This is a genomic window from Bradyrhizobium sp. MOS001, assembly GCF_004634465.1.
Classification (GTDB): Bacteria; Pseudomonadota; Alphaproteobacteria; order Rhizobiales; family Xanthobacteraceae; genus Bradyrhizobium; species Bradyrhizobium barranii.
The window spans coordinates 107,763-132,561 of the sequence record NZ_SPVJ01000011.1; the positions used below are offsets into that span (position 1 = coordinate 107,763).

The 24,799-nt window shown below is 64.8% G+C and carries 17 protein-coding genes; 14 read left to right on the forward strand and 3 right to left on the reverse strand.

Annotated features, from left to right (window positions below; all coding sequences use genetic code 11):
• Positions 1-82 precede the first annotated feature (82 nt).
• From CT676_RS17335 to CT676_RS17375, 9 genes are all read left to right on the forward strand, one after another.
• Positions 83-1,102, forward strand: a complete 1,020-nt coding sequence (locus CT676_RS17335; RefSeq protein WP_085400619.1) for a 2-dehydropantoate 2-reductase — start codon at positions 83-85, stop codon at positions 1,100-1,102.
• Positions 1,102-1,887, forward strand: a complete 786-nt coding sequence (locus CT676_RS17340; RefSeq protein WP_085400618.1) for a fumarylacetoacetate hydrolase family protein — start codon at positions 1,102-1,104, stop codon at positions 1,885-1,887. The genes CT676_RS17335 and CT676_RS17340 overlap by 1 nt, the downstream gene beginning before the upstream one ends.
• A 615-nt stretch (positions 1,888-2,502) precedes the next feature.
• The gene (locus CT676_RS17345) at positions 2,503-3,909 is read left to right on the forward strand and encodes a hypothetical protein (RefSeq protein ID WP_085400616.1); all 1,407 of its coding nucleotides are present in this window, start codon (positions 2,503-2,505) and stop codon (positions 3,907-3,909) included.
• Positions 3,910-4,181: 272 nt separating this feature from the next.
• Complete coding sequence (locus CT676_RS17350; protein WP_063984531.1) at positions 4,182-4,385, forward strand: hypothetical protein; 204 nt, start codon at positions 4,182-4,184, stop codon at positions 4,383-4,385.
• A gap of 60 nt (positions 4,386-4,445) precedes the next feature.
• Positions 4,446-5,096 carry a hypothetical protein gene (locus CT676_RS17355; RefSeq protein ID WP_071915558.1) on the forward strand — a complete coding sequence of 217 codons (651 nt, stop codon included), beginning with the start codon at positions 4,446-4,448 and terminating at the stop codon, positions 5,094-5,096.
• A 287-nt stretch (positions 5,097-5,383) separates the two neighbouring features.
• Complete coding sequence (locus tag CT676_RS17360) at positions 5,384-6,379, forward strand: nitronate monooxygenase family protein (RefSeq protein WP_063984534.1); 996 nt, start codon at positions 5,384-5,386, stop codon at positions 6,377-6,379.
• A 25-nt stretch (positions 6,380-6,404) separates the two neighbouring features.
• Positions 6,405-7,373, forward strand: coding sequence for a zinc-binding dehydrogenase (locus CT676_RS17365; protein ID WP_085400614.1), 969 nt, complete (start codon positions 6,405-6,407; stop codon positions 7,371-7,373).
• 256 nt (positions 7,374-7,629) lie between these two features.
• Positions 7,630-9,003 (forward strand): cation-efflux pump, encoded by a 1,374-nt coding sequence (locus CT676_RS17370; RefSeq protein ID WP_135215008.1) that lies wholly within the window; start codon positions 7,630-7,632, stop codon positions 9,001-9,003.
• 219 nt (positions 9,004-9,222) lie between these two features.
• Entirely contained in the window at positions 9,223-11,553 is a 2,331-nt protein-coding gene (locus tag CT676_RS17375) for a PAS domain-containing sensor histidine kinase (RefSeq protein WP_135215009.1), read from the forward strand.
• 106 nt (positions 11,554-11,659) lie between these two features.
• On the opposite strand, the gene CT676_RS17380 is transcribed toward CT676_RS17375, so the two are convergent.
• Entirely contained in the window at positions 11,660-12,553 is an 894-nt protein-coding gene (locus tag CT676_RS17380; RefSeq protein ID WP_135215010.1) for a LysR family transcriptional regulator, read from the reverse strand.
• A gap of 224 nt (positions 12,554-12,777) precedes the next feature.
• Between CT676_RS17380 and CT676_RS17385 the strand changes: the two genes are divergently transcribed.
• From CT676_RS17385 to CT676_RS17405, 5 genes are read left to right on the forward strand one after another with little or no spacing between them, the layout of a single operon-like run.
• Positions 12,778-13,254, forward strand: coding sequence for a formate dehydrogenase subunit gamma (locus CT676_RS17385; RefSeq protein ID WP_135215011.1), 477 nt, complete (start codon positions 12,778-12,780; stop codon positions 13,252-13,254).
• The gene (locus CT676_RS17390; protein WP_135215012.1) at positions 13,251-14,807 is read left to right on the forward strand and encodes an NADH-quinone oxidoreductase subunit NuoF; all 1,557 of its coding nucleotides are present in this window, start codon (positions 13,251-13,253) and stop codon (positions 14,805-14,807) included. The genes CT676_RS17385 and CT676_RS17390 overlap by 4 nt, the downstream gene beginning before the upstream one ends.
• Before the next feature lie 10 nt (positions 14,808-14,817).
• Positions 14,818-17,691, forward strand: coding sequence for a formate dehydrogenase subunit alpha (fdhF, locus tag CT676_RS17395; RefSeq protein WP_135215013.1), 2,874 nt, complete (start codon positions 14,818-14,820; stop codon positions 17,689-17,691).
• Between the two features lie 4 nt (positions 17,692-17,695).
• Entirely contained in the window at positions 17,696-18,526 is an 831-nt protein-coding gene (fdhD, locus tag CT676_RS17400; RefSeq protein WP_135215014.1) for a formate dehydrogenase accessory sulfurtransferase FdhD, read from the forward strand.
• A complete protein-coding gene (locus CT676_RS17405) occupies positions 18,513-18,749 on the forward strand; it encodes a formate dehydrogenase subunit delta (protein WP_028151503.1) in 237 nt (78 codons plus the stop codon). The genes fdhD and CT676_RS17405 overlap by 14 nt, the downstream gene beginning before the upstream one ends.
• Here CT676_RS17405 and CT676_RS17410 read toward each other — a convergent pair.
• Positions 18,706-21,693 carry a bifunctional [glutamine synthetase] adenylyltransferase/[glutamine synthetase]-adenylyl-L-tyrosine phosphorylase gene (locus CT676_RS17410; protein ID WP_135215015.1) on the reverse strand — a complete coding sequence of 996 codons (2,988 nt, stop codon included), beginning with the start codon at positions 21,691-21,693 and terminating at the stop codon, positions 18,706-18,708. The genes CT676_RS17405 and CT676_RS17410 overlap by 44 nt on opposite strands.
• A complete protein-coding gene (locus tag CT676_RS17415; protein WP_135215016.1) occupies positions 21,690-23,144 on the reverse strand; it encodes an ATP-binding protein in 1,455 nt (484 codons plus the stop codon). The genes CT676_RS17410 and CT676_RS17415 overlap by 4 nt, the downstream gene beginning before the upstream one ends.
• Between the last annotated feature and the right edge of the window lie 1,655 nt (positions 23,145-24,799).

The following is a 24,799-nucleotide window of genomic DNA, read 5'->3' on the forward strand; positions in this document are numbered from 1 at the left end:
TGCGACTACCGGCCCCGGCTCGGACCTCTCCGAGCCGGACCGGATCTTTCGTCCCAAAATTCCGGACACCCGCGAGGATTTCATGAAGATCTGCATCTACGGCGCCGGCGCGATCGGCGGATATCTCGGGGTTCAGCTCGCACGCGCTGGCGCCGACGTCAGCCTGGTCGCGCGCGGCGCCCACCTTGCCGCGATGCGTGAGCGCGGGCTGACCCTGCTCGCGGGCGAGGAGAAGCACACCGTGCATCCGCGCTGCACCGACGATCCCGCCGAACTCGGCGTGCAGGACTACATCATCATCACGCTGAAGGCGCATTCGATCACCGGCGTGATCGAGAAGATGCAGCCGCTGCTCGGGCAGCACACCCGCATCGTCACCGCAGTCAACGGCATCCCCTATTGGTATTTCTACAAGCACGGCGGCCAATACGAGAATTCGACGCTGGAGAGCATCGACCCCGGCGGACGGCAGTGGCGCGAGATCGGCGCCGAGCGCGCCATCGGCTGCATCGTCTATCCCGCCACCGAGATCGAAGCGCCCGGCGTGATCCGCCACGTCTACGGCAACAATTTTCCGCTCGGCGAGCCCTCCGGCGAAATCACCTCGGACGTGCAGCGCCTCGCCGATCTCTTCGTCACCGCCGGGCTGAAAGCGCCGGTGCTCGACCGCATCCGCGACGAGATCTGGCTGAAACTCTGGGGCAATGTCTGCTTCAACCCGATCAGCGCACTGACCCATGCAACGCTCGACGTGATCTGCACCGATCCCTCCACGCGTGCGCTGTCGCGCGCGATCATGGTGGAGACGCAAGGCATCGCCGAGACGTTTGGCGTCAAATTCCGCGTCGACGTCGAGCGCCGTATCGAGGGCGCCCGCAAGGTCGGCGCGCACAAGACCTCGATGCTCCAGGATCTCGAGCGCGGCCGTCCGATGGAGATCGACCCGCTCGTCACCGTGGTGCAGGAGATGGGCCGCCTCACCGGCATCGCCACGCCCGCGCTCGACTCGGTGCTGGCGATGGTGACCCAGCGTGCTCGCATCGCCGGCCTCTATGACGGCGTCTCCGCGCCCGCCGATCCCCGTGCACTGGCGGTGGCGTGATGGCGGGCGAGATGAAGCAATGGCTGCGCTTCCGCCATGCCGGTGCGACCGGCTTCGGCACCCTGACGCCATCAGGCATCAGCGTGTATGAGGGTGAGATGTTCGGCCGCCATGCAGCCACCGGCAAGGTGCTGGCGCTGTCGGAGGTCGAGCTGCTCGCGCCCTGCGCGCCCAGCAAGATCGTCGCGCTCTGGAATAATTTCCACGCGCTCGCCGCCAAGCTGAACCAGCCCGAGCCGCCGGAGCCGCTCTATCTGCTGAAGGCGACCACCACCATCACGACGCCGGGCGCCGTGATCCGCCGCCCCTCTTACTACGACGGCAAGACCACCTATGAGGGCGAGCTCGGCATCGTCATCGGCCGGACCTGCGCCCGCGTCTCGCCGGCGGAAGCGGACAGCTTCATCTTCGGCTACACCTGCGTCAACGACATCACCGCCAACGACATCCTGACCAGCGATCCCACTTTCCCGCAATGGGCCCGCGCCAAGGGCATCGATGATTACGGCCCGTTCGGCCCCGTCATCGCAACCGGCCTCGATCCGGCCAAGCTTGTTGTGCGCACCATCCTCAACGGCGCGGAGCGGCAGAACTATCCGATCTCGGACATGATCTTCACCGCGCAGGAGCTGGTCAGCAAAATCTCCCACGACATGACCCTGCTTCCCGGCGACCTCATCGCCGTCGGCACCTCGGTCGGCGTCGGGGTGATGAAGGAGCCGGTGAATTCCGTGACCGTCGCGATCGACGGCATCGGCGAGCTGACCAACGAGTTTCGGCTGTAACTCGCTGCGTCATTCCTAGGCCGCAAATCCATCGTGGGCCCGGAATGAAGGCTCGCCGGCCATTTGCGCCGCAGCCCGGCAAAAATTGATCCTGCGCAAATCGGCGGTCGCGGCTGCCGCTATCCTTCCCGGCAACAGATCGATTTCTGATGCAAGGGAGGATGTCATGTCGAACGCCAGTAATGCACTTCTCTGGGCGGCTCTGTACTTCGCTCTTTCGTTCGCTGCGATCTTCGTGGTCTGGTTCGCCGACAAGATGCGCACGAACTTCCTCGGGAAATGATAGCCCGAGGCTCGCCGGCTCGCGCCGACGCCTGCTGCTAGCCTCCCCGAAAGGGGCCCACGCAGTGCCGTAGCCCGGATGGAGCGAAGCCTAATCCGGGACGGGCGTTTCTGCGCGCGCAGACCCCGGATTGCGCTTTGCTCCATCCGGGCTTACAGGCCTTGCCCCGCTCCCCGGGAAAACCTGGCACCCTGCTCTCCGCCAATCGACTGACGCAACCGGCAGTGGATCGCGCGACCGGAAACATCTGGCAACCCCGCCCGCCCCTTGATCTCGGTTCCGCTCTCCAATAGCAACTATGGCGAGAATGTGTCCCGGGTGGGGAAGTCACGATGTGGCTGTTTTTCGTGGTTGCCTGGTTTGTCCTGCTAGCCGCCATCGCGATCCTCGCCCAACAGGCGTTTGGTTATGACGTCGCGCACTTGCCTGCCCTGTTTGCGGACCTGCCTATGCCGCAGCGTATCGCAACCGGCGCGATCGTGACGCTCGGGCTGGCGCTGATCGGCGCCCCCGCCTGGCGGCTCTCGCGTCAGGATCGCCGCCTCAATACCCTGCGCGACCGCCTCAAGAAGACCCGCGAGGATGTCGTCGTCGCCCACGCCCTGCAAAACCACCTCGACGCCACCGTCCAGCACCTGATCGAAAGCGATCCCCGCGAGGCCGTCTCCGCCCTCCACGACAAGCTGGGCGAGACTGAGCAGCGCGCCCTACTCCAGCAGGGCCGAAACGAATCCACCGACATGCACGACCAGCTCGCCGAGATCCGCCGGCGCCAGCAGGGGGTGCGAGAGATGGTCGGCAAGGTCGCCGACCAGCGGCGCGCGGTCGAGCCTGTTTTCACCGAGATCCGCGACCGCCAGAACCAGCTCGAACGCTCCCTGCTCGACCTCGAGACCGACGACCGCAAGAATAACCTCGCCGACCGCCTGAAGGACGTGGCGCGCGACGTATCGGCGCTGCTGTCACGGGTGAACGCGGTCCAGGACACTTTCGTGACCCTCAACCAGTACAAGGAAGATCTGGCGAAATCCCATGCCGAACTGGTCCCGCTGCGCTCATCGGACGCCGGCATCAATGCCCTGATCGGCGAGCTCGGCCTCAGCCATGACCGTCTGGCCAAGAGCATCGACGAGCTCGAGACCGGCGGCGAGGCGCCGCTCGACACTCGCGTCGAGACGCTCTCGAAGAACAAGATCGAGATCGCGCAGCGCCTCGCCCGCATCGACGACAGCTTCAATATCCTGAAAGCGATCCGGCTCGATTTCGAGGAACTCGGCCAGCGCCAGGCCCAGCTCGAACGCTCGCTCGCCGACGTCGAAACCGACCCCGAGGGCAAGACCCTCGTCGACCGCCAGAACGCGCTGAACGATTTCGTCCTCCAGTCGCGCCAGCGGCTCGGCGCGTTGCAGGAGACGCTGGCGACGCTGAACGCCTTCAAGACGGAGTTGTCGAAGTCGCAGGCCGACCTCGTTCCGCTGAAGGCGCCGGTGTTCGGCATCGAGGCCATGATCGCCGAGGTCGGCGCCACCCGCGATCTCCTTGCGAACACCGTCGGCGAGATCGAGGCGAACGGCGACGTCACCCTCGCCTCGCGCGTCGATGCCCTCGCCAGGAGCAAGCGCGAGGTCGAAGACCGCCTCGCCCGCATCTTCGACAATTTCAACGCGCTCGATGCCTTGCGCAAAGACATCGGCGGCATCTTCTCGACGATCAGGAACAGCCTGAACCGAATCGGGTGAGAAGCCCGAGCTGCGTAGGATGGGTAGAGCGCAGCGAAACCCATAACCACGATCACCGTGGAAAGGGTGCGATGGGTTTCGCTTCGCTCTACCCATCCTACAGCCCGCAATCACGCCGCGCCGAAACATCCAGACACATCATATCTCCGCGCACCCGATCAATGCCGCCAACATGTCCCGCGGGTGCCGCAACTTGGACGCATTCGGCCGCCTTCTATGAGGCGTGTCTGGGGGCACGGCCGTGCCGTGTTTAGACCAAACCTTCTAGGGGTATGACTGTGAAGAAAATTGTAATTGCTCTGGGTGCGACGCTTGCTCTGGTGACGGCTGCGAACGCTGCGGATCTGCCGCGTCGCCAGCCCGTTCCCGTCTATCCTGCGGAGCAGGCGCCGATCGGCAAGATGCCGATTGGCAAGAGCCCGATTGGAAAGGCCCCGATCGGCAAGGCGCCCGGCCCGGTCGCTGCGCGCTACTGACGCGCAACGGAAATACGCGCAAGAAATCTGCGTAAGCGGCCGGTAGTCGAGGGGCACAACGTGACGAACACATCTGATCGATCGGGATCCTGCATCCTCGCGGGATTCGCTCTCGCGGCGATGCTCGCCTGCACCACCCCCTCGGCCTCGGCCCACGAAGCGAACAAGCGCGTTGCCGACGCCAATGCGCTTGCTACGACCGACGCCGCATCACGACCGGCGCCGCAATCGACGCGGCGCTCCGTCGCACGCGCAGAGAAAGGTCCCTACTACGTCGACTTCCGCGCGCGGACGGCGGCGAGCTGGGGCCATGCGTTCGTCTGGTACGGCAAGACCAGCGAGCGCGCCGTCGAAGTCGCGGGCCTCACGCCCGCCGGCGACACTTGGGCCTATGTGCTCGGTCACCTCACCTGGGTGCCAGCCGAAACCGGCGCGAGCTACGGCGATCTCGATCCGGACTATCTGACCGCGAACTACCGCGTCTATCTGAGCGAAGCCGACGCCAAGCGCGTCTTCGCCTATATCAAGAAATTGCAGGCGAGCTCGCCGGTCTGGAACGCTGAGACCACCAACTGCACCGGCTTCATCGGCGACATCGCCGAGTTCATGGGCCTGCAGGTCCCCTACCGCTGGCAGCGCCCGGAAAAATTCGTCAACAGCCTCAAGGAAATGAACGGCGGCCGCCAGATGGTGCGGCTGTCGGCGGAGTAGTTCTACCGTCATTGCGAGCGCAGCGAAGCAATCCAGAGTCCCTCCGCGGAGACAGTCTGGATTGCTTCGCTGCGCTCGCAATGACGGTGTTGAAGCAGCGGGGCTAAGAACCGACTCAGCGGTGCCGGCCTGACGGAAACCGGCGTCCAATTATCCGCCCTGCGGAATCACCCTCATCGCTCGCATGACGCCCCGCACGCCCGGCTGATAGACTTTTCCTACCCCCGGCGGCATCCTGCCGCCATCAACCGATAACAGAGCGCCACGCGAGGCGGGGGAAACAGATCATGCTGCAGACACGGTTCACAAAGCTCGTCGGCGTCGAGCACCCGATCGTCCAGGGCGGCATGCAATGGGTCGGACGCGCCGAGCTGGTCGCCGCGGTCGCGAACGCTGGCGCGCTCGGCTTCATCACGGCGCTGACCCAGCCGACCCCGGAAGACCTGACCAAGGAGATCGCGCGCTGCCGCGACCTCACCGACAAGCCCTTTGGCGTCAACCTCACCATCCTGCCCGCGATCAAGCCGCCGCCCTACGCCGAATACCGCGCCGCCATCATCGAGGCCGGCATCACCGTGGTCGAGACCGCCGGCAACAAGCCGCAGGAGCATGTCGATGAGTTCAGGAGGCATGGCGTCAAGATCGTGCACAAATGCACCAGCGTCCGCCACGCGCTCTCGGCCGAGCGCATGGGCGTCGACGCCATCTCGATCGACGGGTTCGAATGCGCCGGCCACCCCGGCGAGGACGACACCCCCGGCCTGATCCTGATCCCGGCCGCCGCCAACAAGATCAAGATCCCGATGATCGCCTCGGGCGGCTTTGCCGATGCCCGCGGCCTCGTCGCCGCCCTGGCGCTCGGCGCCGAGGGCATCAACATGGGCACCCGCTTCATGGCCACCAAGGAAAGCCCGATCCACCAGCTCATCAAGGAGAAGATCGTCGCCAATGACGAGCGCGAGACCGAGCTGATCTTCCGTACCATGCGCAACACCTCGCGCGTTGCCAAAAACGACATCTCGACCAAGGTCGTCGCCATGGAGAAGGAAGGCGCGAAGTTCGAGGACATCCGCGAGCTGGTTGCGGGCGCCCGTGGTAAGATGGTCTATGCGACCGGCAATTCGGACGAAGGCATCTGGTCGGCGGGCCAGGTGCAGGGCCTGATCCAGGACATCCCGAGCTGCGCCGAGCTGATCTCCCGCATCGTGCGCGAGGCCGAAGCCATCATTCGCAGCCGGCTCGAAGGCATGATCGCTCATCCGAGCGCACAAGCCGCTGAATAATCACTGCAAGAAGCGAGAGTAATTCATGAAGGCTTATGTCTACGGCCCTGACGGCGCTCAGATTTCCGACGTCGCTCAACCAAAGCCTAAGGGCACGCAGGTGCTGGTCCGCGTCCGCGCCTGCGGGCTGAACCGCGCCGACACCGGCATGCGCAAGGGCCACGCCCATGGCGCCGCCGGCGGTGCCGGCACCGTGCTCGGCATGGAATGGGCCGGCGAGGTCGCCGAGCTCGGACCGGATGCCAAGGGCGTGAAGGTCGGCGACCGCATCATGGGCTCGGGCGGCGCGGCGTTCGCCGAATACACCCTGGCCGATCACGGCCGGCTGTTCCGCGCGCCATCGAACATGAACTTCGAGGAAGCCGCCACCCTGCCCGTCGCGCTCGCGACCATGCACAACGCGGTCGTCACCGTCGGCGGCATTCAGCCCGGCCAAGCCGTGCTGATCCAGGGGGCGAGCTCCGGCGTCGGTCTGATGGCGATGCAGATTGCGAGGCTCAAGGGCGCCAAGCTCGTGATCGGCTCGTCGACCGATCCCTATCGCCGCGGCCGGCTTAGGGAGTATGGCGCCGACCTCGCCGTCGACTCCTCCGACCCCAAATGGGTGGACGAGGTGCTGAAGGCGACGAACGGCGAAGGCGTCGACCTCATCGTCGACCAGGTCTCGGGCAAGGTCGCGAGCCAGAACCTCGCCGCCACCAAGGTCAAGGGCCGCATCGTCAATGTCGGCCGGCTCGGCGGCACCCATGCCGATTTCAACTTCGACCTGCATGCCGCACGCCGGATCGACTATGTCGGCGTCACCTTCCGCACCCGCACCATCGAGGAGGTCCGCGAGATCTTCGACGAGGTCCGCAAGGACATCTGGGGCGCGGTCGAGTCACGCAAGCTGCAGCTGCCGATCGACAAGGTCTATGCCTTCGCCGACATCGACAAGGCGTTCGAGCACATGGAGGCGAACAAGCATCTGGGGAAGATCGTCGTGACGCTGTGATGCCTGGCCGGGCGACGAGCGCGCGGTCTCGTAGGGTGGGCAAAGCGAAGCGTGCCCACCACAGCGGTTGATCAGGAGACACTTGTTGGTGGGCACGGCGCTACGCGCCTTTGCCCACCCTACGAGACTGAGCCAGTGGCATAAGCGAGCATTCAATTCGGAAGCATTCGCAATAGTTTCGCTCCTGCAACTCACTCGCGACTACAGCTGTGGATCGTCGCTTGATGTTCAGCCCTAGGCTGCTAAATCCCCGGCCATGAGCGCACAGCACAACAAGACCTCGGTCGCCGCAATCTCGATCTTCGCCAGCGGCGGCATGGCAGCGGCCAAGTTTGCGGTCGGGATCGCGATCGGCTCGCTGGCGCTGATTTCGGAGGCCCTGCATTCCTCGATCGACCTGGTCGCGACCATCATCACCTGGGCGGTGGTGCGGGTGTCCGACAAGCCGGCCGACGAAGAGCACCATTACGGCCACGGCAAGCTGGAGAGCATCTCCGCGCTCGGTGTCACCGCCCTGCTCTACGTGCTGGCCGGGGGCATCCTGGTCGAATCCTACAGCCGCCTGCGCGAGGGAACTCCGCCGCCGACCATCTCGGCCGTACCGTTCGTGGTGCTGGTGATCGACATCGTCGTGAACTTGTGGCGTGCCCGCGCCCTGCACCGCGCCGCACGGGAAACGCGCAGCCAGGCGCTCGCGGCGGACGCGCTGCATTTCGCCTCCGACGTACTCGGCTCGTTCGCCGTGATCATCGGCCTGATCCTGGCCGCCCTCGGCTTCTGGTGGGGCGACGCCGCGGCCGCTGCCGCCGTCGCCGTGATGATCGCCCTGCTCGGCCTGCGCATGGCCGGCTCGACCGTGCAGACGCTGGTCGATCGCGCCCCCGAGGGCGCGCAGGAGAAGGCCACGGCCGCGATCCTTGGCGTGCCCGGCGTGATCGACGTCGAGCGGTTGCGGCTGCGCATGGTGGGCGCGACCATGTTCATCGACACCATCGCGAAGGTGCCGCGAACCTATCCGATCGACCGCGTCGAGGAGATCAAGCGCAAGGCGCAGGCGGCGGTCAACAAGGCATTCGGCGACGCCGACCTTACCTTCACCGCCGTCCCCGTCGCGCGCGACAACGAGACCGTGCGCGACCGGATCATGGTCATCGCACACAATTCCGGCCTCGCCATCCACCACGTCACGGTGCACGACCTCGGCGCCAAGCTCATCGTCGGCATCGACCTCGAGGTCGACGCCGGGATGCAGCTCGACGCCGCCCATGACATCGCCAACACGCTGGAGCGCAGCATCCAGGAGGAGTTCGGCGCCGACGTCGAGGTGGACGTCCATATCGAACCATTGGAACCGGAACTGCCGTTCGGGGTCGATGCCGTGCCGGAACGGGTGCGGGCCATCGCCTCCGCCCTGACGGAATATGCCGCCGGCGGCGAGATCTACGACATCCACAATGTGCGTGTCCGCAACACCGACGCCGGCGAGATCGTCAATTTCCACTGCCGTGCCACGCCCTCGATGAGCGTGATCAAGGTGCACGAGCATGTCGACGCGATCGAGCGCGCGCTCCGCCGCGCGTTCCCGAGCGTGAAGCGCGTGATCAGTCACGCCGAGCCGCCGCGGGCGTGACGCGAAATGTGCGGGGAGTCACATGTTCTCGTTTCGGACTCGCCACGCACGTAAGTTTGCGGACGCAAAGTGCGCGTTGGATAAGAATAAATTCGCGTTAACGATTCGTTGACTCTCGACAGCCTGCGAAAACTGGATTCAAATCAGGCTTGATTCGGAAGCGATGTGGGGCTGCTTCCGAACTCAAGTTGCAAGCAGGTTTTCCAGGGGGCAGAAGGCATGTCGCGTGCAGACGCCGCGAACGTGCGCGTCCAATCCGATTCGATCAAGGGATTGGCGCAATCGATCGCGAAACCTGCCTATCATCGGCTCCTGATCGCGGAGCCGGCGCTGCGCCGCGCCGTGCCGACGTTGATCATCGCGTTCCTGGTCACGATCTGTCTCGGCGCGTTCGTGCAGGTCGTCGATCAGACGCGCCAGAAGCGGCAGGTGCTCCGCCACGACATCTCGGCGCTGGCCGACCTGCTCGCAGAGCGGATCGATCGCCTGACCTCGTCGCGGCAGGAGCGGCTCAAGAACATCGAGAACCTGCCGACGCTGCTGCCCGATCTGATCCCGTCCTGGGGCACGGCCTCCGGCCGCCACGTCGTCGTCACCTCGGCCGGCGTCGACCGCCGCATCCTCGCCCGCATTCCGATCGACCGCGACCCCTCAGGCAACGACCGCCTGCTCGATGCCATCACCACGGCGCAACTGCTCGCGGCGCCGCCGCGCGACAGCAACGTCTCCGACATGACGCTGCCGAACGGCAACGCCGCAATGGTGACCTCGCGGCAGATCAAGTCGCTGCCGGGCCTCGTCACCGTGATCCAGGAGCGCAACGAGCCGATCTGGGGCTCGGACGCCGCGCTCTCGGTGACGCTGTCGGCGACCACCGGCTTCGTCGTTCTGATCCTCGGCTTCGCCTTCCACTGGCAGTCCACCCGCGCCCGCGAGGGCGACCTCATCAACGACGCCGTGCGCGGCCGCATCGACACCGCGCTCAACCGCGGCCGCTGCGGCCTGTGGGACTGGGATCTGTCGCGCGGCCGGATCTTCTGGTCGCAGTCGATGTTTTCGATGCTCGGCCTCGACGGCCGTAACGAGCTCCTCACCTTCGGCGAGGTCAATGCGCTGGTGAAGTCCGACGACATCGACCTGTTCGAGATCGCCGACCAGCTCATCTCCGGGAAGATCGACCATATCGACCAGACCTTCCGCATGCAGCACGTCGACGGTCACTGGATCTGGCTCCGCGTCCGCTGCGAGAAGACGCACGGGGCGACCGATTCCAGCGTGCACCTGATCGGCATCGCCGTCGACATCACCGAGCAGAAGAGCCTTGCTGAACGCACCGTCGAAGCCGACCTCCGCCTGCGCGACGCCATCGAGACCATTCCGGAGGCCTTCGTGCTGTGGGACGCGAGCGACCGCCTCGTGCTCTGCAACTCGCACTTCCAGCGCCTGCACAAGCTGCCCGACACCGCCGTCATCCCCGGCACCTCCTACGAGACCGTGCTCGAGGTCGGCCGGATGCCGGAGGTGCGCACCCGCCACAACGAGACGGCCAGCCAGGGTCCGGGCGCACGCACCTTCGAGGCGCAGCTCGACGACGGCAGCTGGCTGCACATCAGCGAGCGCCGCACCAAGGACGGTGGCTACGTCTCGGTCGGCACCGACATCACCCGCATCAAGGAGCACGAGCAGAAGCTGGTCGACAACGATCTGCGCCTGCGCGCCACCGTCATCGACCTGAAGCGCTCCCAGGCCGCGCTGGAGCGCCAGACCAACGAGCTCGCCGACCTCGCCGAGAAGTATCAGCGCGAGAAGACCCGCGCCGAGGAAGCCAACCAGACCAAGTCGAAATTCCTCGCCAATATGAGCCACGAGCTGCGCACGCCGCTGAACGCCATCATCGGCTTCTCCGAGATCATGGGCTCGGGCATGTTCGGCGAGCTCGGCTCGGAGAAGTACCAGGAATACTGCCAGGACATCCTGACCAGCGGCCATTACCTGCTCGAAGTCATCAACGACATCCTCGACATGTCCAAGATCGAAGCCGGCCGCATGAAGCTCGACATGGAAGAGCTCGACCTCGGACAGACGCTCGCGGAGTCCCTCCGTGTCGTCTCCGGCCGCGCACAAGACAAGCATCTGACGCTCGACGCCGGGATCGAGAAATCGATCTCGGTCGTTGCCGACCGCCGCGCGACCAAGCAGATCATCGTCAACCTGCTCTCCAATGCGGTGAAGTTCACGCCCGACGGCGGACGCATCGTGGTGCGCAGTCGGCAGCTCGACGACAAGATCGTGCTGTTGATCGCCGACACCGGCATCGGGATCGCGCCGCATTCGCTGGCACGGCTCGGCCGCCCGTTCGAGCAGGTCGAGAGCCAGCTCACCAAGACCTATCACGGCTCCGGACTTGGACTTGCGATCGCGCGCTCGCTGGCGCAGCTCCACGGCGGCTCGATGCGGCTGCGCTCGAAGATCGAGGTGGGCACCGTCGTCCGCGTGACCCTGCCGCGCGATGCGATCAAGGCGGCGTCCGGGATGTCGGCTGCGGCCTAGTGCATTATCGGTTCTGATTGGATCAGAACCGAAGCTCTGGATTCTTGTTTTGACGCGTTTTCTTCACGCGAACCGGTATCCACTTCGCTCGAAAACGCTGTAGACCCTACAATTGCAGCGACGGCGCGACTTCGCGCGCGACGTTGACCAGCGCCGCAATCAGCGGCGTCATCGGATCGCGCTGCGGAATCACCATGCCGATGCTGTAATTGACATCAGGATCGGTGATCGGGATCGAGCGCACCGTATCGGACAGGCCGAGCGTCTCGGCAAGCTTGGCCGGCATCACGCTCGCCCAGCGCCCCGTCTTCACATGCGTGAACAGCACGAGCAGCGAGTTCGAGGTCAGGGTTGGCGTCGCCTCCGCGCCGACCGAGCGGAGCGCGCGGTCGATGATGCGGCGGTTCTGCATGTCGGGCGTCAGCAGGCACAGCGGCACCTGCCCGACCTCCTTCCACGTCACCGTCTCGCGATCGCCGAACATTCCGTCCGGCGCGGTCAGCAGGCGATAGCTCTCGTTGTAGAGCGGAATGGTGCGCACCTTGCCGATCGGCTCGTTCTCGATATAGGTCAGGCCCGCATCGACCTCGAGATTTTCGAGCAGCCCGAGCACCTCTGATGAGGTGGTGGACTGGATGCGGAAGCGCACCTCGGGATGCTTGGCGCGGAACGGCGTCGTCAGCTGGGCGACCATGCCGAGCACGGTCGGGATCGCCGCGATGCGGATTTCGCCGGAGAGCTTGTGCTTCAGCCCGTTGATCTCGTCACGCATGGCGCGGGCATCGCCCACGATCCGCCGCGCCCAATCCAGCGCCCGCTCGCCCTCGGGGGTAAAACCCTGGAAGCGGGAGCCGCGCTGGACCAGCATCACGCCGAGGATCTCCTCGAGCTGCTTGAGCCCGGTCGACATCGTCGGTTGCGTCACGCCGCAGACTTCTGCCGCGCGTCCGAAATGCCGCTCCTTCGCCAGCGCCAGCAGCAGTTCAAGCTTGTCGATCAACCGGTCGTCCCCTCGGATGCCATCGTGGCACGCAAGCTAGCACGGCAGGTCATTACCAACACGGAAAAACCGGCAAGCGGAACGCGATTAATTGCATTTCCGTATCGTCTGATTGCACTTCCAAATCGATCGCAATTCGCAATCGCAGCATGAGACAGCTTTATTGATCTTCGAACGATTCCAAATAGTTTGCGATCAAGGGACGCTCAATCTGAGAACAAAGAATGACAGCGGTTTACGAGCCTTGGGACGAGACGCGCGGCGCCGAGATCATCGCCGAACATGCGAAGCAAGAGGGCGCGACGCTGGTCATCCTGCACGCCCTTCAGGAGGCGTTCGGCTACGTGCCGGAGGCGGCGATCCCCATGGTGGCGCAGGCGCTGAATCTGTCGCGCGCCGAGGTGCATGGCGTGTTCACCTTCTACCATGATTTCAGGCACAAGCCGGCCGGGCGTCATGTCCTGAAGCTTTGTCGCGCGGAAGCGTGTCAGGCTGCGGGGGGCGATGCTCTCGCTGCGCGCGCCGAGGCGAAGCTTGGCGTGCCCCTCGGTAACACGACCGCCGATGATCGCGTCACGCTGGAGCCGATCTACTGCCTCGGGCTGTGCGCGACCGCACCGTCCGCCATGCTCGACGGCCGCCTCATTGGCCGGCTCGATGAGAAGCGCCTCGATGCACTGGTCGCGGAGGCACAGCGATGAGCATGCGTCTATTCGTCTCACGCGATGCGGGTGCGATTGCGGTTGGCGCCGACGAGGTTGCGCTGGCGCTGGAGCAGGATGCGGCCAAGCGCGGCGTTGCAGTCGAGATCGTCAGGACTGGCTCGCGCGGCATGTACTGGCTGGAGCCGCTGGTCGAGGTTGCGACGCCGCAGGGCCGGATCGCCTTCGGCCCGGTGACCGAGGCCGATGTGCCCTCCCTGCTCGACGCCCTCGCCAGCAACACGCCGCATCTGCTGCGGCTCGGAGCGACCGACGAGATCCCCTGGCTGAAGCGCCAGACCCGCCTCACCTTCGCCCGCTGCGGCGTGATCGATCCGCGCTCGCTTGACGACTACCGCGCCCATGGCGGCTATAAGGGCCTCGAGCGCGCGCTGTCGCTCGGCTCGGATGCGATCCTCGCCGAGGTCACCGCATCCGGCCTGCGTGGCCGCGGCGGTGCGGGCTTCCCGACCGGCATCAAGTGGAAGACCGTCGCGCAAGCGAAGGCCGACCGCAAGTTCATCGTCTGCAACGCCGACGAAGGCGACAGTGGCACCTTCGCCGACCGCATGATCATGGAAGGCGACCCCTTCCTGGTGATCGAGGGCATGACCACCGCCGGCATCACCGTCGGCGCGACCAAGGGCTACATCTACATCCGCAGCGAATACCCCCACGCCGTCGAAGCGATGAACGCGGCCATCAAGGCAGCAAAGCGCGGCGGCTATCTCGGCGACAAGATCGGCGGCTCCACCTACAGCTTCGATCTCGAAGTGCGGGTCGGCGCCGGCGCTTACGTTTGCGGCGAAGAGACCTCGCTGCTGGAGAGTCTCGAAGGACGCCGCGGCCTGGTCCGCGCCAAGCCGCCGCTGCCGGCGCATCACGGCCTGTTCGGCAAGCCGACCGTCATCAACAACGTGCTGTCATTCGCGGCGATCCCCTTCATCCTCGCCGAAGGTGCCAAGGCCTATGCTGATTTCGGCATGGGCCGCTCGCGCGGCACGATGCCGATCCAGCTCGCCGGCAACATACGCCATGGCGGGCTGTTCGAGACCGCGTTCGGCGTGACGCTTGGCGAGCTCGTTGACGACATCGGCGGTGGCACGCTCACGGGCCGCCCGGTCCGCGCGGTGCAGGTCGGCGGCCCGCTCGGCGCCTATTTCCCGCGCGCGCTGTTCGACACCCCGTTCGACTACGAAGCCTTCGCCGCACGCGACGGCTTGATCGGCCATGGCGGCATCGTCGTGTTCGACGACAGCGTCGACATGCGCAACCAAGCGCGCTTCGCCATGGAATTCTGCGCCATCGAATCCTGCGGCAAGTGCACGCCCTGCCGGATCGGCTCGACCCGTGGCGTCGAGACCATCGAGAAGATCATCCGCGGCGAGCGCGTGAGCGAAAATCTCGCGCTCGTCGAGGACCTCTGCAACACCATGAAATTCGGCTCGCTCTGCGCACTCGGGGGCTTCACGCCCTACCCCGTGCTCAGCGCATTGAAGCATTTCCGGGAAGATTTCATCCCGGCCCCGACCACGCTTCAGGCCGCGGAATAGGAGAACGACGATGTCTCTGATCGAAGAAATCGACTACGGCACACCGCGCTCCAAATCGACGACGATGGTGACGCTGACCATCGACGGCAACCAGGTCACGGTGCCCGAGGGCACCTCGATCATGCGGGCCGCGATGGATGCAGGCCACCAGATCCCAAAGCTCTGCGCGACCGACATGGTCGACGCGTTCGGCTCCTGCCGTCTCTGCGTCGTCGAGATCGAGGGCCGCGCCGGCACGCCCGCTTCCTGCACCACGCCGGTCATGAGCGGCCTCGTCGTGCACACCCAGAGCGAACGGCTGAAGAAGCTGCGCAAGGGCGTGATGGAGCTCTACATCTCCGACCATCCGCTCGACTGTCTCACCTGCGGCGCCAATGGCGATTGCGAATTGCAGGACATGGCCGGCGCCGTGGGCCTCCGCGACGTGCGCTACGGCTATGAGGGCGAGAACCACGTCTTCGCCAAATCCAACGGCGAGGTCAACGCCGCCTGGATGCCCAAGGACGAATCCAACCCCTATTTCACCTACGATCCGTCGAAGTGCATCGTCTGCTCGCGCTGCGTCCGCGCCTGCGAGGAAGTGCAAGGCACCTTCGCACTGACCATCTCGGGCCGCGGCTTCGACAGCCGTGTTTCGCCCGGCATGAGCGAGAGCTTCCTCGGCTCCGAATGCGTCTCCTGCGGCGCCTGCGTGCAGGCTTGCCCGACCGCGACGCTGACGGAAAAGTCGGTGATCGAGATCGGCCAGCCCGAGCACTCCGTCGTCACCACCTGCGCTTATTGCGGCGTCGGCTGCGCCTTCAAGGCCGAGATGCGCGGCGAGGAAGTCGTGCGCATGGTGCCGTACAAGGACGGCAAGGCCAATCGCGGCCATTCCTGCGTCAAGGGCCGCTTCGCCTGGGGCTACACCAACCACAAGGAGCGTATCCTCAACCCGATGATCCGCGAGCGGATCGAGGATCCCTGGCGCGAAGTGTCCTGGGATGAGGCGTTCTCGTTTGCCGCTGCCAAGATGCGCGGCATCCAGAAGAAATACGGCCGTGACGCCATCGGCGGCATCACTTCGTCCCGCTGCACCAATGAAGAAACCTATCTGGTGCAGAAGCTGATCCGCGGCGGCTTCGGCAACAACAATGTCGACACCTGCGCCCGCGTCTGCCATTCGCCGACCGGCTACGGCCTGTCGCAGACCTTCGGCACGTCGGCCGGCACGCAGGACTTCGACTCGGTGGAAGATACCGACGTCGCGGTCATCATTGGTGCAAATCCCGCCTCCGCCCACCCGGTGTTCGCGTCGCGCCTGAAGAAGCGGCTGCGCCAGGGCGCCAAGCTGATCGTGATCGATCCGCGCCGCACCGAAATGGTGGAATCGCCGCACGTGAAGGCGCTGCACCTGCCGCTGATGCCCGGCACCAACGTTGCGGTCGTGACCGCGCTGGCTCATGTCATCGTCACCGAGGGCCTCGCCAACGAAGCCTTCGTGCGCGAGCGCTGCGACTGGGCCGAGTTCGAGGAATGGGCCGCCTTCGTCGCCCAGCCGAAACACAGCCCCGAAGCCACCGCGATCCTGACCGGCGTCGATCCGCAGGTGTTGCGTGAAGCCGCGCGCATCTACGCCACCGGCGGCAATGGCGCGATCTATTACGGCCTCGGCGTCACCGAGCACAGCCAGGGCTCGACCACGGTGATCGCGATCGCCAACCTCGCGATGGCGACCGGCAATATCGGCCGCCCCGGCGTCGGCGTGAACCCGTTGCGCGGCCAGAACAACGTGCAGGGTTCCTGCGACATGGGCTCGTTCCCGCACGAGCTGCCGGGCTATCGCCACATCTCGGGCGACGCTGTGCGCGACCAGTTTGAGGCGCTCTGGAACGTCAAGCTCAACCCGGAGCCGGGCCTGCGCATTCCCAACATGTTCGATGCCGCGATCGAAGGCACGTTCATGGGCATCTACGTGCAGGGCGAGGACATCCTCCAGTCCGATCCCAACACCAAGCACGTGGTGGCGGCGCTGTCGTCGATGGAATGCGTCATCGTTCACGACCTCTTCCTGAACGAGACCGCGAACTACGCCCATGTCTTCCTGCCCGGCTCGAGCTTCCTCGAGAAGGACGGCACCTTCACCAATGCCGAGCGCCGCATCCAGCGCGTCCGCAAGGTGATGACGCCGAAGAACGGCATGGCCGACTGGGAGGTCACCATCGCCCTCGCCAAGGCCATGGGCTTCGAGATGAACTACAGCCATCCGTCCGAGATCATGGACGAGATCGCGGCACTGACGCCGACGTTTACCGGCGTCTCCTACGCCAAGCTCGACGAACTCGGCTCGGTGCAGTGGCCCTGCAACGAGAAGGCGCCGGAGGGCACCCCGGTGATGCATATCGGCGGCTTCGTCCGCGGCAAGGGCAAGTTCATCGTCACGGAATATGTCGCGACCGACGAGCGCACCGGTCCCCGCTTCCCGCTGCTGCTCACCACGGGCCGCATCCTCAGCCAGTACAATGTCGGCGCGCAGACAAGGCGCACCGAGAACGTGGTCTGGCATGCCGAGGACCGGCTCGAGATTCATCCGCACGACGCCGAGCAGCGCGGTGTGCGCGACGGCGACTGGGTGCGGCTCGCGAGCCGTGCGGGCGAAACCACGCTGCGCGCGGAGATCACCGACCGCGTCTCACCGGGCGTCGTCTACACCACCTTCCATCACCCGGACACGCAGGCCAACGTCATCACCACCGACTATTCGGATTGGGCCACCAACTGCCCCGAATACAAGGTCACGGCGGTGCAGATCTCGCCGTCGAACGGCCCGTCCGACTGGCAGAAGGCCTATGACGCGCAGGCGCAGCACTCCCGCCGCATCGCGCCGGCCGAGGCAGCGGAGTAACGGCATGCACGTGCCGGTCCAGGCCATCGACCGCGAGATCTGGCGCGACGGAGTCGCGTCCGAAGGCGCGCGCCTGATCCCGGAGGAGACGCCGCTGGCGCTGACCTATAACGGCGGCAGCTATGCCGTCATGATGGGGACTCCACAGAACCTCGAGGATTTTGCGGTCGGCTTCAGCCTGGACGAAGGCATCATCAGGTCGGTCGACGACATCAAGTCGCTCGAAGTGGTCCGCCTCGACGACGGCATCGAGCTGCGCATGTGGCTGGCGTCGGAAGATGCCGCGCGCATCAGCGAGCGGCGGCGGCACATTGCCGGCCCGACCGGCTGCGGCATTTGCGGCATCGATTCAATCGCCGAGGCCGTGCGGCCCGCGGCCGTCGTCCCACCAGGGTCCAGCTTCACGCCGCAACAGATCATGACGGCGATGCAGGCGATCGCGCCCCTGCAATCGATCAACATGCAGACGCGCGCGGTCCACGCTGCAGCCTTCTGGTCGCCATCGAATGGCATTGTGGCCCTGCGCGAGGACGTCGGCCGCCATAACGCGCTAGACAAGCTCGCAGGTTCGCTGGCGCGCAGCCGGACGGACGCTAGCGTGGGCATGGTGCTGCTGACGAGCCGTGTCTCGGTCGAGATGGTGCAGAAGACGGCCGCAATCGGCGCCCCGGTGCTGGTCGCCGTTTCGGCGCCCACCGCGCTCGCGGTTCGCACCGCGGAGGCCGCCGGCATCACGTTGATCGCGATTGCCCGCAGCGATGGGTTTGAAGTATTCACGCACCAGAGTCGCGTTACGGCTCATCGTGCTCGGGAGATTATCGATGTCGTCGCCTGACCGCCTCGTCTACATGGCCAACCAGATCGGTACCTTCTTCAAGAGCCAAGGTCACGACAAGGCCGTGCCGGGAATCGCCGACCACATCAAGAAGTTCTGGGATCCCCGGATGAAGCGCGCGATCTTCGCTCATCTCGACGCGGGCGGCGCAGGCCTGGAGCCGAACGTGCGCGAGGCTCTTACCTCGCTGAAGCAGACGACGTCCCTTCCAGCAGCGCCGTAAATACGCGCCTCACCTCGCTCTGCGTTTCCTTCACGCGCGCCTCCAGTGACGAGAAGTCGGGCGCATCGCCGGCGCGCGCCATCACGCGCTGAAGGTCGGTGCCGGCAGTCTCGGGCTTGAAGCCGTCGCTGACGCAGAGCCGCAGGATCTGCGTCAGGTCGTGATAGAGCCGCGCCGCCGCGCGCAGGATCTCCGCCTCCGATTGCGGGAGCACGTTGAGCTTGGCGGCGTTGTCCAGAACCTGAAGGGTGCTGACGTCGAGAATTTCAGGCTTGTCATGGGCGTGCACGAGCTGGAGATATTGCGCGATGAAGTCGATATCGACCATGCCGCCTGCAGCGTATTTGAGATCCCAATGGTCGCTATCGCCCTTCTCCTGCGCGATGGCGCGCCGCATGTCGGCGACGTCGTTGGCAATGGTCGCCCGATCGCGGCGGCGGGTCAGGACATCGCGGATGATACGCTCGATCCGCTCACGGAATTCACCCGAGGCCGATACCACGCGGGCGCGGGTCAGGGCCATGTGCTCCCAGGTCCAGGCCTCGTTGGCCTGGTAGTCCGCGAATGAGACGAGGCTCGACGCCACCGGACCGGCGCGTCCCGACGGGCGCAGCCGCATGTCGATCTCGTACAGCACGCCGTAATTGGTGCGTGTGGTGAAGGCACTGATCAGGCGCTGGGTGAAGCGCGCGAAGTAGTGGGCGCCCTGAAGCGATTTGGCCCCGTCGGAGTCCGGATTGTCGCTGTCGAAATCGTACAGCAGGATCAGGTCGAGATCGGACGATGCCGTCATCTCGCGGCTGCCGAGCCGGCCCATCGCGATGATCGCGGTCTCCTGATCCTTGATACGTCCGTGTTGGGCGGCGAAGCGTTCGGCGACAAGATCGTGCACGGTGTGGACGATGCCTTCGGCGACATCGGCGAAAGCCGTGCTGGCCTGCTGCGCCGAGACCGTACCGGAGAGAATGCGCGTGCCGATCAGGAACAGGCTCTCCTGCCCGAACAGGCGGAGACGGTCGAGAAATTCCTCATAGGAGTCGGCGTCGCGCACCGTCGCGGCCAATCGCGCCGACAATTCCCGCTTGTCCGGCATCGCGCCGAAGAATCTGGGATCGATCAGGCCGTCCATGAGCTGCGGCTTCCGCGCCAGCATCTCGCCGAGCCGCGGCGCCGCGCCCAGCACCAGCGCCACGAGCGCGACGAGATCGCGGTTCTGGCCGAGCAGCGTGATCAGCCGCCCGCCAAGCTGGAGTGCCTGGAGGAACTGATCGAACGCCACGACGGCGCGATCCGGCTCCTCGGCCCGCGCGAGGCCGTCGATCAGGGCCGGCACGAACTCGACGAAAGCGCTTCGCGTCTGGTCGTTGCGGAACACGCGGTAGTCGCCTGTGATCCAGTCACGTATGGTCTGCGCGAGTGCGGCCGGCTTCTTGAAGCCGAGCGTCGTCAAATATTGCAGTAGGCGCGGATCGTCAGGACCTGCACTGTAGTCGAGCGCCGGCAGCTTTGCCGTGCCGGTCGGGTCATCGCCCTCGAACAGCTTTTCGTAGTGTCCCTGCACGATCTGGAGCTGCCGCAACAGGTCGCGCGCGAAGGCTTCGCGATCCGGATAGCCGAAGAAGCGCGCAAAGCGCTCGACCGCCTCCTTGTCGTCGGGCAACGCATGGGTCTGCTCGTCGGCGATCATCTGGAGGCGGTGCTCGACACGGCGCAGGAATTCATAGGCAATGGTCAGCTCGTCACGCGCGGCAAAGGTGATCCAGTTGCTGGTGGCGAGAATATCGAGCGCGGCGAGCGTCGGCCGCACCCGCAACTCCGGATGGCGACCGCCGGCGATCAGCTGCTGCGTCTGCGCGAAAAATTCGATCTCCCGAATGCCGCCACGCCCGACCTTGACGTTGTGCCCCTCGACCGCGATCTCGCTCTGGCCGCGATAGGTCTGCATCTGCCGCTTCATGTCGTGGACGTCGGCAAGCGCGGCGAAGTCGAGATGCTTGCGCCAGACGAAGGGCGCGATTTCGGCGAGCAGCGCCTCGCCCGCTTTGGCATCGCCGGCACAGGCACGCGCCTTGATCATCGCGGCGCGCTCCCAGGTGCGCCCTTCCCGCTCGTAATAGTTCAGCGCGGCGTCTCGCGAAATCGCCACTTGCGTCGAGGACGGATCGGGACGCAGGCGCAGGTCGACGCGGAAGACGTAGCCGTCATAGGTACGCTGCTGGAGAATGCGCGCCACGCCCTGCGTCACCCGCACGAAGAACGGCTGCGGCTCGATGTCGGGCGCGAGCGTCGTGGCATCGGGATCGAAGAACACGATGAGGTCGATGTCGCTGGAATAGTTCAGCTCGCCCGCCCCCATCTTGCCCATCGCGAGCACGATCAGGCCGCAGCCCTCTTCCGGAGCTTCGGGATTGGGCGGCAGGATTTTTCCACGTGCGGCTTCCTGACGCAGCTGATATTGGAGCGCCGCCTGCACCGAGGATACCGCGACATCGGTCAGCGCCGCCGTCACCCGCATCACCGGCCAGACGCCGCCGATATCGCACAGCGCGGTGAGAAGCGCCGCTTCCGCCTTCATCCTGCGAAGCCGCCGCATCACCTCGGCTTCATCGGTCGCCACAAGGACCGCATCCCTCGCCTCCGCGATGAGCGCGGCCAGATGCGCGTCCGGATCGCATTCGAGCAGCCGGATCAGGCGCGGCGCCTCGGCGCGCGCGAGATCAAACAGATAGGGTGAGAATTCGGCGATGCCGGCCAAAATATCCCGCGCGAAGGGATGGACCAGCAGGGCCTCGAGACGGGCTGATTGAACCGGCTCGAGCTCAGCCAGCCAGTTTTCAAGACGTCGTTCTTCAGTTGTGGAAGCGGCAATATGGGGAGCCTCCGCGAAGCGCGCGGCCAGGCCCTCACCATGCTTGTCCGCGTTTCCCGGCGCGGAGTGGTTCATGCCACCTTCTGTGGCACATCCTGCATTGGCGGAGCAACCCTGTCGCCGACACGCGCCGGGAGCACCAGCGTGGCGACGAGGCCGGGCTGGGCATCACCCAGCCGCAATTCTCCGCCATGTAATGTCGCAACCGCGGCGGCAAGGCTGAGACCGAGGCCGGAGCCCGGCAGCGTGCGGCTGGCTTCAAGCCGCACGAATCGCTCGACGACATGCTTGCGGTCGGCTTCGGGGATACCAGGGCCGCGATCGGTGACGCTGAGCAGCACCTGGTCGCCCTCGCGCTTCGCCTCGATGATGATCTGCCTGCTGTCCATGCTGACCACGGTTCCACCGGTCTGCGCGACCGGCTTGCCGTATTTGATCGCGTTCTCGACCAGGTTGGCGAGCGCCTGGCTGATCAATTCGCGGTTGGCGTGAACCGGCGAGGGATTGGTCTTGACCTTCAAGGTCATGCCGTCCTCCTCGGCCAGCGGCTCGTAGAGCTCGTGGATGCCGCCCGCCACGTCGGCCGCGTCGAAATCGTCCATGTTGCCGCGCGCCTGTCCGGACTCGGCGCGCGCGATCATTAGGAGCGCATTGAAGGTGCGGATCAGGCCGTCGGATTCCTCGATGGTCCGCTCCAGCGCGACACGGTAATCGGCTTCGCTGCCCGATTTCGCCAGCGCCTCCTCGGCGCGGTTACGCAGGCGCGTCAGCGGCGTCTTGAGATCGTGCGCAATGTTGTCGGAGACCTCCTTCAGCCCCGCCATCAGCGCCTCGATCCGCTCCAACATGGCATTGAGGTTTTCCGCAAGACGATCGAGTTCGTCGCCGCTGCGCCCCACCGGCAGGCGCCCACTGAGATCGCCCGTCATGATGCGTTGCGCGGTGCCGGTCATCGCGTCGATGCGCCTCAACACCCTGCGCGCGACGAAGATGCCGCCGCCGAGGCCAAGCACTACGACGATCAGGACCGACCATTGCGCGGCCTTGGCGACGATGCCGAAGAGGCGCCGCCGCTCGGCGAGGTCGCGGCCGATCAGGAGCCGGAAGCCGTTTTCCAATTCGGTGACGCGCACGAGCGCGCGATGGTCGCGGTCATCCGCGTCCTCGATCCGGCGATAGGCGGTCTCCGTCCAGCCAAACGTCGCCATCACGCCCGGCGCCAGCGAGCCGACATTGCCGGCGATCGCCTGGCCCGTGGGCGTGGTCACAAGGTAGAGATTGGCGCCCGGTCGCAGTGCCCGATATTCGATCGCGCGTACGAGGCCGACCAGGCCGCGGCGGCCGTAGATCTCGTTGATCTCCGAGGTCTCGGCATTCACCGTCTGCGTGATCTCTTCGGTGATCAACCGCCGCGTGTTCCAGGCGAAATAGCCGAGCAGCGAGGCTGCGAACATCGCGAACAGCAGCAGGTAGACCAGCGTCAGCCGGAATGCCGTGGTGCGGACGAGTTTACCGAATGCCGTCACGGATCATGTATCCATTTTTAGTACCGCGCCTGCCATCACCGAGCATCGTCACATCTCGTATTCTGATTTGTTTACAGTAGCATAGCTTCAGGAACCATCGTCTGACTTCGCACAAATTCGCCGAACGCCAGCCGGTTCTGGCAAAAAAGTGGTAAGCTGACGCATCCGTCCCTTTATCGTATCCGTGATGGTCACACATCCCGACAAGTCGATTGTGGAACGACTGACCATGACCAGCAAAGCATCCGTGACGGTAGGTGGTATGCGGAGGGGGAACGTTAAAGTGACACTCAATTCGAACCAAGTTAAATCCCTGCAAGCTGGCGTTCATGCGGACACTGGGGGACTCTACTTGGCGGTGCGCGGGAGCGGTGATCGGGTGTCCGCTTCACTGACCTCGAAGGCAAGCGGGCGATACCTTACTCGCTCTCATCACCGGTGGCGGAACGCTTGGTAGCAAACAATAATTGCGAGGCCGAAAAGCCCCGTTCCTGATCAGGGATACGCTGGGTGCGATTTAACTGCAGAGGGTAAAAGACCCCCTGGACCGTTGAGCGTTCTGGTGGTGGTCGGTGGCGTAATGCTTGACGTCGATCGGATAGCATCGACCCGCTAGCGACAAAGCTTACGAACGACACAGCAGCCGACCGATTGACCGTGGCCGGCTTGTTGCTATCCGCGCCGGCCGGAGCGGCCCTGGTCTCTCTTACCCGTCCTCATTGGAGCTTCCTTGGAAGAGCTGGGGCCACTCCTGCTCTCGAAGAGAAGCGACATTCCGAACCGGCAGGCCCCCATCGTTTCGAAGACAGATTAAGCAATTCGGCGGTTCCTTCGGGGAACCGTAGAATACGTTTGAAATTTAACAAATTATTCCGCTAAATTTTCTCACTGGGGCTGTTTGCATATTTCACTTAGATCCTTTCGCCCGGCTTTTGCTCGGAAATGCGCAAGCCGTAGCAGATCCCCTGTCGCGTCCTACGTTGAATGGGTGCCCATCTGTATTTCCAAAGGCGCTCGCGAAGTGCTTCGCCTGACCAACGCCTTCAAGGAGATCAAGAGCCCGGGGACGCGACTAGCGGTTCTCCTGCTTATCGAAGAGCTGGCGCAGAAAGATGATCCACTCGTCCCAAAGAGATTCCCGCCGACCTTTCAGCGAATGGGGGGCGATTAGATTATAGACCGGCGGGCACCGCCGCTTGTGGTCTATGTAGCTTGCGGACCACCAGCATGAACCGGCGCGCCTGCTGAGACAGAGATAAATCCCAGGCTGAAAGCTGAATTCGAAGCGCAGGCGCTGGCTATCAGAAGCTTGCCGTCGAAAGGGCTGAACGGTTGCACCTGCCATTACGGCAATGCGCCGCCCGAACCGGCCTAATCCCCTGGACCAAGCCTAGTTCCCTCTTAACGATGCTCTCAGCTTTTCTGCGCTTCTGCCAACCAATGATCTACCCTGTCAGGGCATGAACCCGAATCGCCTTATCGCTGCGATGGGAATTTGCCTCGCTCTAATTGTCTACGCCACGTTGGCTAGACTGGCGGGTCGACCAGCATTGCTGGGCCACGCCGAAACGTATTGGGTCGTCGTCGTCGAGCGGTTCAGCGCATATGGCCTGCTAGGATTTCTGCTTTCCTTTCTGCTACCCGGTCGGTTCACG